Raw genomic sequence first — 15346 nt, 5'->3', positions numbered from 1 at the left:
AGGTGTAGATTGGCAATGCTATGTGTTAATTAATCATCCATATTCAAAAGATATATCATGTGTTTGCACAGTACTCAATATGAATTATGTAAAAAATTAATCTTGTTTGGATATTTTTAGTCTACCTGGCAGGGCCCCCCGCGTATCTGGGGGAGTTACGTGCGGCTAGCGGCGAAATGCAGGTTGTCGATGAAGCTCAGGCAGATTGTCATTTGTATTGGGGCTCTGATTGTTAGTGGAGTTAGTCTTGGCAAATGAATCATGCGTTTTATTAATTTGTGCTTTTAGCACATTTAATGAATTTTGATATATCAACAAATCACGTGCTTCACTAGCGGACTCATCAGTCATTGTCGTTGACAGCGTGTCCTTACTTTTTGGGGCTAGGCTCTCTTGAGCCGATTCTTTAGGCTTTATCGTGAGCTTGTTGTGTTCCAATAACTCACTGCTTAACTCTGACTCTGCCGCGCGTTTTAATAAATATTTTCCAAGCAGCATCTGATGGTTTTTTTTCAGTTCGTTAAATAGGGAATGATGCTGTGCAGCTTGCATGGCACATTCGAATGTTGTAATCGTTACCGGGTCTTGAGCGTTTTCTGGTTCTTCTTTCTCGTGTATTCCTTTTAAGAAATTAATTCGTGTTTGAATTTGTTGTTGCATATTGGGAGATTGCAACTTTCTCTCATACTCAGAACATAATTGCAGTATTCCTTGGGGGCAGTTTATGAGTGTTCTAAGCAGGCTTTTTTCTGCACACTGTTCTTCAGCACTGGTATAGAGCCGATTGTCAATGGCTGCTTCGAATAAGGAAATCAACTCTGCATCAATTTTCTGTTCATCAAGTGTTGATTGAAAGTAGCAGACACAAAATCTTAATTGTGCTAGTGAATTCAACATGGTCCCTGCTGCTTTATAATTATAATTTAATGATTTTGCCTGGTTCAGGTTGCTCGTAAGCTTCAATAGGTAATATTGTTCATTTATTCCTTCTTTGTAGATAGGATAACCTAAAGGGCGGGTAGTAATTTGCAGGATTTGTAAAAAAATCTGAATATTAAACTCTGTATGTTGAGTACTTAATTTTTTCTCAATCGCAGTTAAAATAAGTTGATCTAACAGCATACAGCACCTCAATATTCTTTTTCTTAACAGTTGCTTAAGATAAATAATTGCACAAAAAACATAGATTGCACTATTAATGATTATTTGTGTGATGTCAATATAAATTACTTGGCTTAGTCGAGAACACAAGTATATCTTACTTAGTACATATCTATGCATCGTTTAAATTGGTATCAAAGGAATTGGTGAACGGGGGATTTTTCGTGTTTTAGCTTTATGATAAAAACATTATGGATTTTTGATTATTTATAATTGAGGAGATGATTGGTGTTCCGAGGAGGCAGCCCACATCCTTGTGGTTGCGCATCGTCCTTGATGCTTCAAATGATCCATATAAGACATCCACTGTCCTTCCTCGTACTGACTTAATCATAGCGAATAATTTTAATTAGTGACACTCAAAATAGCGCATAATCATGTAAGAGATCTCTTAATTTGCATTGCTACTTTAAAATGGGCTGAGTATTTTAGGTTAGTTGATAGATTCCTTAGGGCTCAATTGCTTCAAATAGTGTCATTTAAACCATTCCCGCTGCGAATTCAAATGAAAGAGAGTTAGTGAATAATATTTACTAAGGAATGCACTCTGTTTCGCCTACTTTCTACGGTAGAGAGGAGGCGAAAGTTAACTTGAATTTTTAGTTTCGCATTGCAATCCAATTATTTTCCAATCTTTAATGGGTTTAAAATCATTTTCTTTAGAAAATACGTGAATGGTGTTTTTAGGGTCTATTGCAAACAAAGGATAATTTATATTATTTTTCTCCTGATAATTTTCAAAAGAAAATTGATCGGTGAGCGTTGTTGTTTTAATTTTTGCCCCCTCGGCTAATAACTTATCTATGTCTTGGTAAGTCAGCGTGGAATTAAAAAGGACTCTACCGCTGTTTTTAAAATTAAATTTATCTTCATTTTGGCCTGGTTGCGGTATGACGGTTTGCATAGAAAATATATTTTTTTCAGAGAAAATAGAGCGGTAATGTTTCGAGGTAAGTATATTTAAATCCAAATAGGGAGTAATAATTAGTAATTGTTTGATTTGAATTAAATTTATTTTCTCCTCAATGTGCTGAGAGATAGGATTTCCCCATAAGGTTGGTAAATCGTTCATTCGAGCTTCGTTAAGCTGATCCCATTGCTCATCTATCAAACAGATATAAAACCCATTTTCTTTAAGTTGCATCGCAATTGCCTGAGCTACATTATTAGCACCAACAATAAGGAATCCTTGGGGCTCAGGCTCAGCAACTTTTAATTTAGTGGCGATTGTTTTCGCGGTAAGGCTTTGTAATACGATAGTTGCAATAATCATAAAGAACGTGAGAGGCACGAGCTTTTCGGCATCTGGGTAATTGAGTTCAGCTAATTTCATAGCAAATAATGAGGAAATTGCTGCCGCGATAATGCCGCGCGGAGCTATCCAGGATATTACATGTCGTTCCGGCATAGTTAAATCAGAACCCCAGGTAGAAATATAAACGTTGAGTGGACGAATTAAAAATTGTATTAGAAGAAAAAGAATTAATGCGGAGTATCCTAACTCTATAAATGAATATAAATTAATCCGGGCTGAGAGCACGATAAATAAGCAAGACACTAAGACAATACTAAGACTTTCTTTAAAATTTAAAACATGCTCCAACTCAATTTTTTTAAAATTCGCTAAAGTAACCCCCATTATAGTTATTGCTAACAATCCTGATTCCGAAACCAAATAATTTGCACTTGAGAATATAATTCCAATTATGGCAAGAACAGCGAAATTATGTAAATGCTGGGGAATCCAGTATTTTTTAAAGGCAATCCCCAAACAAATGCCTCCGACTAAGCCCAAAAAAATACCCATAAGTGATATTTTTATAAAAACCAGGAAACCAGCAGCAATTCCTTTGGCAAGGCCACTAGAAATGAGTACCTCAAAGACCAGAACCGCTAAAATAGCTCCTATAGGATCAATTAATATGCCTTCCCATTGTAATACGTTCGAAATATTAGAGTTCGGTCGTAATATTCTCAGCATGGGAGCAATAACGGTAGGCCCGGTTACTGTCATTAATGAGGCAAACAAATACGAGATTGACCAGGAAATATTCATTATTAAATGAGTACACGTCGCCACTGATACGAATGTTATCAGAGCGCCCCAGCTAATTAAATTGCGTATAACGCTACCTAAACCTCTCACTTTGGAAAAAGAGAGCGTCATGCTCCCCTCAAATAAAATTATAGCCACTGAAAAAGAGACGAAAGGAAATAATAAGTCGCCTAATTGTTTATCCGGGTTAAGCCAATGAAAAACAGGTCCTACAGAGATTCCGATAAGCAGCAAAAATAAAATAGCCGGTACCTTTATGTAAGATGCTAGCCACTGACAGAGAAAACCAGTGATCAATATTAAGGAAAATGCAAGGACTAGAGTTTCAGACATAAGCTTATGCTTCTTATTATAAATTTTAAATTTATAGGTTTCATTAACCAATAGCTAGCAAATTAATATTTTAATTTTTAAGGGGGTACTTTTCGTAATAATACCTTAGAAAACTTATTGCCAATTAGAGTAATTTCCTTAATTTAAGTTTTATTTATGAACGATAAATTTCTTCCAACCATATAAGCAGAAGTTCATCAGGTTTTTTGTTTTGAATGTTCTTTTGGTTTTTTCTTTTCCATTGCATCAATTTGCCATTTTTTAACCATTCAAAAATTTGGGGATGAATGTAACTGGCTTTGCAAATAGACGGAGTATGTCCAAGCAAGGTGGCAACCTCGCGCATACTTTCTTTAATAAGAGATATTTTTAAATTTTTTATTTCTAATAATGAAATAGCGCGAATAAAAAACTCTCTTGTCGCAATCCATGTTCTGAAGTCTTTGGCTGTAAAAGATTGTTGAGTGACTTGATGCAAATATTCATTAACGTCTTGCGATGAAATAACTGAAATATGTTGTTGTTCGTTATAATATTTAAATAGCTCATACCCTGGGATATCAGTACAATGTTTTAAAATTTGAATGAGATTTTTTTCTGTTACTTCAAAGTTCCACGGATGCTTATTTTTTCCTAAAAACTCAAAATAAACGGAGTTTTTTTTATACCGAAGATGCTTTTTTCTCAGTGTAGTCACACCATAGGTTTTATTTTGCTTAGCATAAGTGTTATTTCCTATTCTTACGGAATAATTATCTATTAGAAAAAGAATAGAACAAATGATTTGGCTCTTATCAAGGGTAGGCGGTTTACTGATTTCTTGATTGATTATTTCTCTTAAGTGAGCAAGGGAATAACCGAAATCCAATAATGATTTAAATTTTTTCTCTTGCCTTACTTGCACCCACGAAGCATGGTAAATATACTGTTTTCGGTTTTTATTGTCTCGTCCTACTGCCTGGATGTGTCCTTTCTCATTAGAACTTATCCATACATGCGTATAAGCGGGAGGGATCGCCAGCAATTTGATACGCTCCAAAATTTTTGAATCAGTTATCTTTTTTCCTTTCGCATCGTAATAAGCAAAGGTTCTTCCTTGTTTTTTTCGTTGAATTCCGACATTTTTTTTCATCCTGTCTTTCTCATAAAGGAACTGGAACAATTAAATATTCAGAATTAACATTCCTTCCATCGATATTTTAAACGCTTGAAGGTGATGGAATGAATATAATTTTTTGGAAAATCACCCGCTTTCTTAATTAATAAAATATATTTTAGACTATAATAATAATGTTGGTTATACATTAGGAATTCGAATGCTTTATCATCTTCTTTTATCCTATTTTCGCCTTAAATTGATTCGAATGCTTTTTGCAAAAATTATGGGACATTCGAAAGTAAAAAACTCTAATTTACTTATGAGTTTTTTAAGTATTTTAGAGGTGCTTGTTTCTCAAATAGGAGATAAAAGAATGCGAACAAAGTGAGCTAATACTTACTAATAGGCGATATTTCAGCTGCTTATAAGCAGTCTCAATCCATGAGACTTGAAATTATTATGAGTGAGCGGGAGTTACAATACATCTGCAACTCTAGAGGCAGGCTTTGAATTTTGAATAGAGTGTTTTGGGTTGCAATTCATGATTCAAGGCTTGTCCCGAAGCTGTTATCTGTCTGTGAAATTTCCTAATTTATTCTGTTATCTTCCCAGCAAAAAAGTGGCTCGATCTGCATCTAGGTATCCCTGATCTATCGCATCTATTAAGTATCTAGTTTTTTGATTATTATGACTTTTATTAAAAAGGCAATAATTTTTGCCAAGATCTTGACTGAATATAAGAGTATCAACATATAAGTGTTGCTTTATTCCATTAACTTGAAAATCAAACCCGTCATCGGATAACAACAGAGTAAGTTTCGAGCCGGGAAAAAAGCTTGGAAACCCGTGGTGGTAATTACCATGTGCAAGTCCTGAGTAAAAGAGATAAGGTTTGGAGTTGTGCTCCTTAAGAAATATCCTTCGAGTGTTTTCATCAAAGAGGGCATCCCTTCTTTCGTAATATGCATTCCAGTCTTCTTTTGTCGCGCGCCTAAAATATTCAGGACTTCCTTCTCTGGCTTTTTTACAGTCTAAGACAACTATCCTAATACCCGCTTGGATTGCGGCTGCAGCCACGGCTTTTGTCTCATCATCTCCATTTATTAGTCCGGAGTTTATGGCGACTGTCCCGTTACTGTCTAGTGATTGATCAAATAGGTGTTGATTCTCATCGTTGCCAAATTCAAAGAATAATGTTTCTATGCCAAGACTTTTAAAGTATTGAAAATTAGCAATCAAGAATTCTTTGGGGAATTTATGGCTATGATATTCATTAATGACAATTCCTGGTGGAAAACCTTCAACAGAACCATTTTTAATTACCGTTTTAATAGATTTATCTAATAGTTTTAATTTGTTTTGTTGTTTAACAGAACGATTAAAAAAACCATCTCTTGAAAATTTAGATTGACTCATGATAATTACCCATCATTTACTAATGAAGCGCTTTATCTTGGTTTAAATAAGAAATCCAAGCGTCCTAAAAACCTGGACACTGGTATTGGTGAGGATTAGTTTGTTCGCGCCGTTTACAAATAACTCCGCCCAACCTCGACAACAGTGTCCAGGCAGCGCATTATCATCCTTTGTTGTAAACGTATTTGTTGCATTTTAGTGAACAGTAATTATTCAATATAAACAAACATAATGGCACCAAATTAAACATAAAGTCAAGTTTTTTATGAAGCTTACGAGAGGGTTTTTAAGCCAATATAGATAAAAAACACAACTTTAAAAATAATTACTCCTTGTGCTTTTTTATTAGCCCAGTGTTTCTTTGGTTCTAATGCTGATAAGATCCTGCTCGAGCTCCTGCATCGTAAAAATTGCTATTTTGGAATAAATTCATTTCAAAATTAACGCATTTTCAATCCAGGGCAATCTTGATAAAATTTATGCAATAAGATTTATTAATGCCAATTAAATTCACTAACTAACTTTTCCTCATTAATGAGGTTAATTCTTAGGTTTAGCAACTTTGTGATTAAGATTTTGCATTGATTGTGTAGGGACAAGAATGAAAAGCAAAATAACTGATGACAAATTGCCTCCAGCACACTTAAAAAGAGCACTGGAATATGTCGTGAGCCTTTGTCCTTTAGGCTCTTCTAACAAGTTGGCAGACCAGCTACGAACTAATTTTTGGACTAGAACCGCTACTCAGCTCAGAACAAATGAAACTTACTTTATCCCGTCTCATAGAGCAACGGAAGAGGACCAAGAGCAGAATGCTACATATGAGCCTCAGCAAGGCATTTTTATGTACACCAAAAAAAATTGGCTCTATCGTTATAAAAAAATTGGAGGCTCCTCTTTACGACTTTGTCCTCTAGAAATTACGGATCAAAAAATTACTTTAGATTTATTTGATTTAGAGACGGAACAAAAATGGATTTTATTTCTTGCAATGACCTGCAAAGAATTAGGCGGGGGAACTTGCGATTTTAAGGCGGCACTTGCAGTCAAATATCTATGGGAGCATAGTGAAGAGATCTCCCGGATTGAATTAGTTAGTGCGTTAGATTTTCAGCACTGCTATGTGATCGTAAATAGAGAGGGAGTTCTTGCTGATTATAGAACGTGGGGAGAGCATGCGTGGATAATTGATCCATGGTATGGTGAAAAAGGGATAGTTTATCCGGCATCCAGCTTTTCAGAAACCATAATGAAAATAAAAGCGTTTGATTTCAATCAGCATATAAATTTAAACACGCTGGGTTATAGCCAAGGGCCTTACACACTTTCTCCTCCTTCAGAAGAGGTATGCAGATGTATTTGTGAAATTAACCCTCAGAGCCAGCCCTATCCTAAATATAAGGGGAAACCTTTAGACCATTATTTCAGTGTTGATATATATCCACGTCGAGAAGAAAAAGTAGAAACACCCTTCGCCTTCTTTAGACATTTAAATAAACACAAAGAAAGCATGACTAAATGTTTCCAGGAGATAGAAAAGAAGTCCTTTTCTTTGAAAAGTTCCAAGCATTCTTTATTCGCTCATAAACACAATGGCGAAATTGTATCTGTCGTACAAACCAGGGATAGTTTAGGCTCTGAGTCCAATGTAATGAGCCATACCAAAAGCCCTATACTGAGCTAAGGTGGGCTCTTAGTAATGAAAGCGGAAATAGCATCGAAATCTTATCGCAGTGATTCATTTTGTGAGATCCCGTTAGTAAGTTTTAAAAGTCTCGATAGGCTACTTCTTTTTAAGGTCTTACCATCTATTGGAACGTGATCTTCCGGCAATCTGTCCTTGATAACCAATCCAAGTGTTCCCTCGATAAGCGTGTTCTAGCCTGGGGAAGTGGGATGAATAATAAAGTTCCTACAAAATGACTGCCTTAAATGGTAAAGCAGTTAAAAGTTGTGTTGCTCACTATAATAGCAATTGGTTGATTCTTACAGATAAGAATGAAATTTATTTAGTTGCGAATAAATCTAAAAGAAAAATAGAAGATACTACGCTTCGAAATGAGCTTTTACATCACATAGGGCGTTGAGAGAGCTTTCTTTATTTAATGGATTAGCAAACAAAAAATGATGCGAATGTTTCTACCAGATGCACTATATATAACCCCGTGCAATTTCCTAATAATTTAAATATGTTAGGGTTTTAAAACCTCCAAATTTATTAAAAATGATATAATCAAATGAATTAAATTCTATTTGATGAATAAATTAACTTTTGTAGCCTCTTTACGGCAAAAATTGTTTTGATATTATTGTAACTGTACAAAGGAAAACTCATTAGGAATGGTAACTTACACCTGGTGAGATAAGACGATAAGGAATATTTATCCGCTTAATGTTTTAGATTTCATCTAATTAAGCCCTATTTAAAAGATCGTTGATGAGTAATACCGATGTCTGCCACCCCTTTTGAAAATGAATTAACTAAATTGCGACATGAAATTAGCTCTATAAGCCAACAAGCTTCTTCTTGTTTTGCAACAGCCAGTCCCCAAACCATGCAGCTTCGCGAGCTTGCTGATGAGCTGAGTTTCTCAACCTATGCCATCAAGAATACGATTTGCTCCATACAAAAACAGTTGAATGAGTCAAATAATAAAATCAGTGAATCTCAAAAATATGAGGCATGGAAATTACTCTTTAGCTACTATCAATTAATCGACAAAAATCGCACCTTGATTGAACAAATCATTAATGAGCGCCAAAGCAATAATTATCTTTTTGAGGATGCGCTAAACGAAACTAAAAAAAAATTAGTAGTAATTTATGACTTAATTCTCGCAATGAACTTTACCGCTGGGCATATTTACCGACGTAGTCTTTCACCTATTGAACTATCGAAACCGCCGCTCCACCAAGCACAGACTAAGGAGCGCGCAGTGAAGCCGGGTTTTATTGATAAAATAATTACCCGTCTTTGTCTGGGAATAGTGAGTCATGTGGCACAAAAAGACGTAGATATTGCCGATACGCTAAAAAAAACGTTACTCTTTGCACCTAATGACACCCATAATTATCAGTTACGGGTAGACGAGAAAACAATCGTGCAGGCTATTGAATATCGTAATCCGGTTGTTACAAATCAATGGCTTATTGTTGTTGGTGGCGCAGGAGCCGCGTACACCGATATGTTACCCATTGCTCAAGAGTTAGCTGTCCGTAATCAGTACAATTTTCTTGTGGTCGATTACCTGGTACAAAAGCCAAGTTCCTTTGCAGATCCCGTGAACACAATTTTAGCAGCAGCACGCTTTTTATTAGAAAAAAAGGGGGTTAAATCCGAAGATTTAGTCTTGCTTGGGCATTCAAACGGGGGCCGTATCGTACGAGAAGCTGCAGCTCAGCTACCTGGCTGTAGCGTGATTACCAACAATACCTACACTAGCCTCGAAGAAGTCATCATTAATCATGTGCTGCATGCTAGTGAATCACTAAAAAACACAGGTCTCTCTCTGAGTAAACACTCTGAGGAAATCATTAATGCAGTCAGCACTTTTTTTGAAAAACATCATTTAGATAAAAAAGTACTTGGCCGTTTACGCACCGCCCTTGAAAAAACAGCAAACGAGTACCAATCAGCAGCTGCTAATATCAAAATCCCAGACAATAAGCATGTTGCAGTTTATGTTGCACCTGCAACGACTCATGATGAAGCCGGCAACAAGTGCTCTAAGTCCGGAGGGGATAAAATATTATTTGATGCGATTGATGGTAAGGCGCAGGCGAAAAAAGCAAAATTAGCCGACCCTAGCCAACATCAACAACTTAAAGCAAAAGATCTATTTTTTAGTTCTGATAAGCCAGGTATCAAGGGTGTGAAATACAAAGACAGTCCCAATCCTCAACAAGCTGGACATTATACTGTGATCAAAGGAGTCTCGGAGGAAGACAATACCCATAATGTCATTGATGTAGAACTTCTAAGCCTTGCTCTTAGCGAGCTGGAGCAATTGAAGACCTATAGGCCATTGACCCTTAGAGAACAATTCGCTGCTTTATTGGATAAGCATGACCTTTCTGACAAGACTGAATATCTGTTGGCGCCCGCAGGAATTGAGCTCACATCAGCGGAACGCTTCTTATTATTAAAAGCCATGACTCGATTCGTGAAAGAGTCGGCTCATGCCGAGTTACCAACGCAAATACAACTCATGCGCCTTTTTCAAGCGAGTGACGTTGCCGCCGATATCATAAGTGCGTATGAGCCGGCTTTAAACAAGATGATTTGGGGTGATAATCCTAGCGAATGTAAATCAGGAATAAAGTTTCTTAAACGCCGCCTCAGTACGTTAACGGAGCGTTCTGTAGCTCCTGAACCCTACTTGCAGGGCAACGGTTCCTATATGAGCATCAATTTAGCCAATACTGTCTTGCGACGATTACATCAGTACTATGCTAAATTACCTCAGGAACTTTTGGTGGAACACATGACATCAGAACAAAATAAATCAGAAAAGCGCCATAGATTATTTTCCCAGGGCGTAACCATTTCTGATTTGGATCTAAGCTGTCTCCAGCCAAATCGTTATGGCCTCGTTCGCGCTTAGCTCTTAAACCCAGGGAATGTAGCCGCTGTCTACCCCCTGGGCCTCAACTTATAAATTCACTGCATCCCTCACTAAGCATAACCTCAATAGCTTGCTCCACTACTCAGGAGTCTCTCATGGTGGGTGTTTAATAACTCAGTGAGGTACGATGGTTCATTGCATTGGTGCTGTAAATCCATTAAATCTATTATCATGGGACTTACCCCTAACGCTAATGTTGCATATAGGCAAAAAAAAGGATTTTTCAACTTGAGAGGGCGATGGTCAAATATTGTACAAATGGCTCAAAAATGGTTACAATGTGCGCTTTTATCATCGATGTGAGAATTAAATGATTTCAAATGAGGTACCTTTCACACCAATTCAACATAAGGTCTATAACCTTATTAACGGAAACGAGCATGCAGAAGTCGAAAAATATCGCGAGGAAAATGTAATCTCGGCCGTTGGGATTGCAAGACTATATTTTACAGCAAATAATCACAAAAAAGTTGATGAATACCGAGCTGTGCACAATGTTTCAGTGAATAAAATAGCCTTTTGGTATGCTGAGGCTGGTAATCACGAAAAAGCTGAGGAGTACCGCAGCCAGTATGGGGCATCTCCCAACTTCATTATCCAAGGATACATTAAAGCAAAAAATTACGATAAGGTTGAAGAATACCGCGCTGCACACAATATTTCAGAGCATGGCATAGCTATGGGGTATGCTATGGTCGGCAATCACGAAAAAGTCGAGGAGTACCGCAGCCAGTATGGGGCATCTCTAAGCTTTATTCTCCGAGGATATATTAAAGCAAAAAATTACGATAAGGTCGAAGAATACCGCGCTGCGCACAATATTTCAGAGCATGACATAGCTATGGGGTATGCTATGGTCGGCAATCACGAAAAAGTCGAGGAGTACCGCAGCCAGCATGGGGCATCTCTAAGCTTTATTCTCCGAGGATATATTACAGCAAAAAATTATGATAAAGTTGAAGAATACCGCGCTGTGCACAATATTTCAGAGCATGAGATAGCTAGTGGGTATGCTATGGTCGGCAATGACGAAAAAGTCGAGGAGTACCGCAGCCAGTATGGGGCATCTCTAAGCTTTATTATCCGAGGATATATTAAAGCAAAAAATTACGATAAGGTCGAAGAATACCGCGTTGCGCACAATATTTCAGAGCATGACATAGCTAGTTGGTATGCCCTAGACGGCAATCACGAAAAAGTCGAGGAGTACCGCAGCCAGCATGGGGCATTATTAAGCTCTATTATCCTAGGATATATTAAAGCAAAAAATTACGATAAGGTCGAAGAATACCGCATCCAGCATAACATCTCTGTAAATCATATTGCCCTCTCGTATGCTCGCCTAGATAACCACGAGAAGGTCGAGGAATACCGTACTCGTTATAATGCTTCGGTAAATGAAATTGCATGTGGATACGCTGTTGCAAATAACCACAAAAAAGTAGAGAAATACTACACTCAACACCATGCGTCAGTCGAGGCGATTATTGAAGGCTATACAGCCAACAATAACCAAGAAAAAATTAAAGAGTACCAAAGCCGGGCTAATGTACACGCAGAAAGCCAAATAAAAGGCGGTATTCATTCAAAATATATAGCAGGCCCACTTCCTCGCCTGCCTCAACCTTTGTATTCATCTACAATACCTCCTCGTCTTGTCACCGAGTGTTCTTTTACGCAAGTCAGTAACCTTCCCTCGATGTTCTTTTCCCATAATATTACAACTATTGATCTCAACATTAAGACGCTTGAGGCGTCTTTTATCACGTTAAACCAAACCACGCCCGAGGTTGTACAGTGGACATTTATTTGTGCTGGCAGAAAAACCAATGCGCTGATTCCTCTTCCCCAAAACAAGGGAGGCTGTGTATTAATTTGTACTGAGAGCGAATCTGAAGAATTAAAACCTTATGTATCCCCATACCTTCATTTGCTGGTTATTAAACGCCTCGATAGCAAGTACTATGGACACTATGAGTCATTGGGAAGTATTACCGCACGGCGTATTGCACTATTCCTTTTTGCTCATCATTTCAAGCTTGATGAATTCGTTATGCTGGATGACAACATCAAAAAATTATCATGGAACCCCAGCTCTATTAACGGAAATACCTGGGATGACGCTTTTAATTTTTTACAAACTGAGCTTGGCCCAAAAGGTTGCATCAGTGTTGCTACGATGAACGGGCGTCCCAAAAATAGCGGGGAACTTGGCTCCAAGTTATTTATGATTAATATGAAGCTCATCCGTGAAGTACTTATCGATAATGAAGACATTTTTTTATTATTTCCAGATGCTCCTCATGCAGAAGCATGGGGAGAAGACTATTATTTTCAAATTTTTCTCCACCATCTGCTGAAAGAGAAAAAGACTAACTATGTATTCAAGCAAGGATTCCCCCCATTAAAAAATGAGAGTTAAATTGGCCTCAAAAAAATGTTCTAATCATAAGTATGTATTGTATGGAATTATTGTCGGTTATTTAACAAGTTTTTTATATTTCTCAATAAATGTATATTATCACTCCCGTTCTGCAAATTCTTTTTACTTGACTAAAAATACTATCCAATATGACTAAGAAACGCATAAGTACTACTAGAAAAGAAAACTTATCATACCAAGAAAAAGTTTTGAAGTTTGGGCTAGGCATTGGAATCGGTATTGTTTTATGGTTTTTAACTATATACTTTCTTTTGTTTTTATTTTAATTAATTATCATGTATTACTACGCTATAGATTGGCTCAAAGTTAAATTGACGGTGCCTTATCCCAGCAACATATCACTTTATGTACACATATTTCTTTGTCAATAAAGGAAGTTAATAAAGCCTTAAGTAAAAAATTATATACTATACTTAACAATAAATGATCTAAATGAATAATTATTGTTTTATCTTGTCTTAATCGAGCTTGCCTTTTAGGGGGATATTATGGGATTTTTTACCGATGCGAAAAAGAAGGCTAAAAATTTTGTTAACGGGGTTGCCAACGAGGTTGCAGGTAAACCACAGTTTTATCAATATGTGGAAGAGTTGGTTAATGAAATTACCGCGGTTCAACAGAGCAGCAGCGTAGCTTTTGAGCCTGAAGTAGCGGATGCACTTAAAGCCCTAAAAGCGTCGTTGAAAACAGCGATAAAAAAGTTTGATAATGAAACAAATGCAGTACATGGGCTTATCGGAGGAGGAATGCATGCTGTAAAATATAATAAAGCGTTCCATGATTTCTGTGAAGCAAGTGTTAATGCTATTCATCAACATCAATCAACAGTGATGGCTGCGCCTGGTATATGGAATAAGCTTAAAGCGTGCATCAATAATGTACTTGAAGAGTATCTTGGCATTAAGGATGCTTTAACGGTTAAAGAGAGCAATGTTGCGGCCTCAGGTGACTTTAAAAGCAGATTGGATAATGTGAAAACTGAAGGCAAGGAAAAAATGGAAGAGATTGAAGAGAAGCCATACAATCCTAATATTTAATTAAGTTGCAGGCTACAAGAGCCTGCACCATGCTCATTTATACGGTAGATTCTTTTTGGATAATTTTTTCTTAAAATCCAATATGGTTAATTTATAGACTATTGAATGGCTTGTAATTCCACATTAGCCCTAATCCTATGCGAACACCCAATTAGATTGACTTCGATTTATATCCTCATATTCTTCAGCAGAAATAGTCTCATAATCATCACTGCCAGAAAATCCATCGCGCATAGTGAGTATGGTACTAACAACCAAATCAATAGCATTTATTATGGGACTTAATAGAGCACAATTTAAGGCTTGCACCGATGACAATAGATATACTCCTGATTTTAGAAAATCATTTTTTGCCCCATTCAGATCAAAAATAGCAAGGTGTAATAACGCTATTAAAGCATAACCCAAAGCTGCTCCAGCATTCGCCAAAGATTCAACTGAAAAAGCACATGGCGCTAAAGGTATGGATGCTATTTTTGTGAAAATATCATCATCTGATTCAAAAGGCATAAATAAAACACGCTGGGCTGGTCTGTATCTACTCATATTACTTATCCTCATTCTAACATCACGTTTAATAACCGTATGTTGAAATTGATTTTTAGATATAGCTGAACCTGTTGCACCAAAAAAGGTATCAAAAATTAGATCCTTTAAGCTTTTGTTTGACATTAGTATTCTCTGAAGTTGTATGCTTTATGATGTAATCACTATCTTATCCACTTCATAATTTAAGCAGATCATAAAGGAACACTTAAAATATGTTGCTGAAGAAGTTCATAAATCCACGCAGATTGCCTTAATATTGCTCATTCTATCAGCGACTTGATGAATTGATAATGCGTTCATTTGGAAATTAATCTATTCTAAAATGGAAATTTTGATGCTCCTTATAAGGTTTAATTACAGAAACGCGTCAAATGCGTATTCCTGTGAATTTGAACGCTTTGAAGCGAAGCGACGGTTGTTTTCAGCATAGAGGCGGAATTATTGAGATGAAATTAAAAAAGTCTTGCCGTTAAATTGAATGGAATAGTTCCGCCTAAGCATAATCGGAATTAGAAACCTTTGCCCCTATAAATTCATTAATTACTTACTTAAGTTGTTATCTGTAAGCCTAAAAACCTTGTTCGAAAATGCCGGAAGTAATCCTTATTATTTTTTTAAGCTAAAAAA

9 protein-coding genes are annotated in these 15346 nt (G+C 36.7%); 4 read left to right on the top strand and 5 right to left on the bottom strand.

Going from position 1 to position 15346, the window contains the following annotated elements; translation table 11 throughout:
* Positions 1-165: 165 nt before the first annotated feature.
* From J2N86_RS15200 to J2N86_RS15185, 4 genes are all read right to left on the bottom strand, one after another.
* On the bottom strand, positions 166-1122 hold the full coding sequence (locus J2N86_RS15200; protein WP_252582552.1) for a hypothetical protein: 957 nt from the start codon (positions 1120-1122) through the stop codon (positions 166-168).
* Between the two features lie 625 nt (positions 1123-1747).
* Positions 1748-3550, bottom strand: a complete 1803-nt coding sequence (locus tag J2N86_RS15195; protein ID WP_252582551.1) for a cation:proton antiporter — start codon at positions 3548-3550, stop codon at positions 1748-1750.
* Positions 3551-3704: 154 nt separating this feature from the next.
* On the bottom strand, positions 3705-4682 hold the full coding sequence (locus tag J2N86_RS15190) for a DNA topoisomerase IB (RefSeq protein ID WP_252582550.1): 978 nt from the start codon (positions 4680-4682) through the stop codon (positions 3705-3707).
* A gap of 567 nt (positions 4683-5249) precedes the next feature.
* Positions 5250-6065, bottom strand: a complete 816-nt coding sequence (locus J2N86_RS15185; protein WP_252582549.1) for a TraB/GumN family protein — start codon at positions 6063-6065, stop codon at positions 5250-5252.
* Positions 6066-6666: 601 nt separating this feature from the next.
* Between J2N86_RS15185 and J2N86_RS15180 the strand changes: the two genes are divergently transcribed.
* The 4 genes from J2N86_RS15180 to J2N86_RS15165 all read left to right on the top strand — a co-directional run bounded on the left by J2N86_RS15180 (position 6667) and on the right by J2N86_RS15165 (position 14170).
* Positions 6667-7749 carry a hypothetical protein gene (locus J2N86_RS15180; protein ID WP_252582548.1) on the top strand — a complete coding sequence of 361 codons (1083 nt, stop codon included), beginning with the start codon at positions 6667-6669 and terminating at the stop codon, positions 7747-7749.
* Positions 7750-8515: 766 nt separating this feature from the next.
* Positions 8516-10669: an alpha/beta hydrolase family protein gene (locus J2N86_RS15175; RefSeq protein ID WP_252582547.1), complete on the top strand. Its 2154-nt coding sequence runs from the start codon at positions 8516-8518 to the stop codon at positions 10667-10669.
* Between the two features lie 331 nt (positions 10670-11000).
* Positions 11001-13112 (top strand): hypothetical protein, encoded by a 2112-nt coding sequence (locus J2N86_RS15170; RefSeq protein ID WP_252582546.1) that lies wholly within the window; start codon positions 11001-11003, stop codon positions 13110-13112.
* 509 nt (positions 13113-13621) lie between these two features.
* On the top strand, positions 13622-14170 hold the full coding sequence (locus J2N86_RS15165) for a hypothetical protein (protein ID WP_252582545.1): 549 nt from the start codon (positions 13622-13624) through the stop codon (positions 14168-14170).
* A gap of 135 nt (positions 14171-14305) precedes the next feature.
* Here the strand turns inward: J2N86_RS15165 and J2N86_RS15160 are convergent, their stop codons facing one another.
* A complete protein-coding gene (locus tag J2N86_RS15160; protein ID WP_252582544.1) occupies positions 14306-14842 on the bottom strand; it encodes a hypothetical protein in 537 nt (178 codons plus the stop codon).
* Positions 14843-15346 lie beyond the last annotated feature (504 nt).

It is taken from the genome of Legionella lytica, assembly GCF_023921225.1.
GTDB classification, from domain to species: domain Bacteria; phylum Pseudomonadota; class Gammaproteobacteria; order Legionellales; family Legionellaceae; genus Legionella; species Legionella lytica.
Note: the sequence above shows the minus strand (reverse complement) of the source record. Positions and strands in the feature narration are given on the sequence as shown.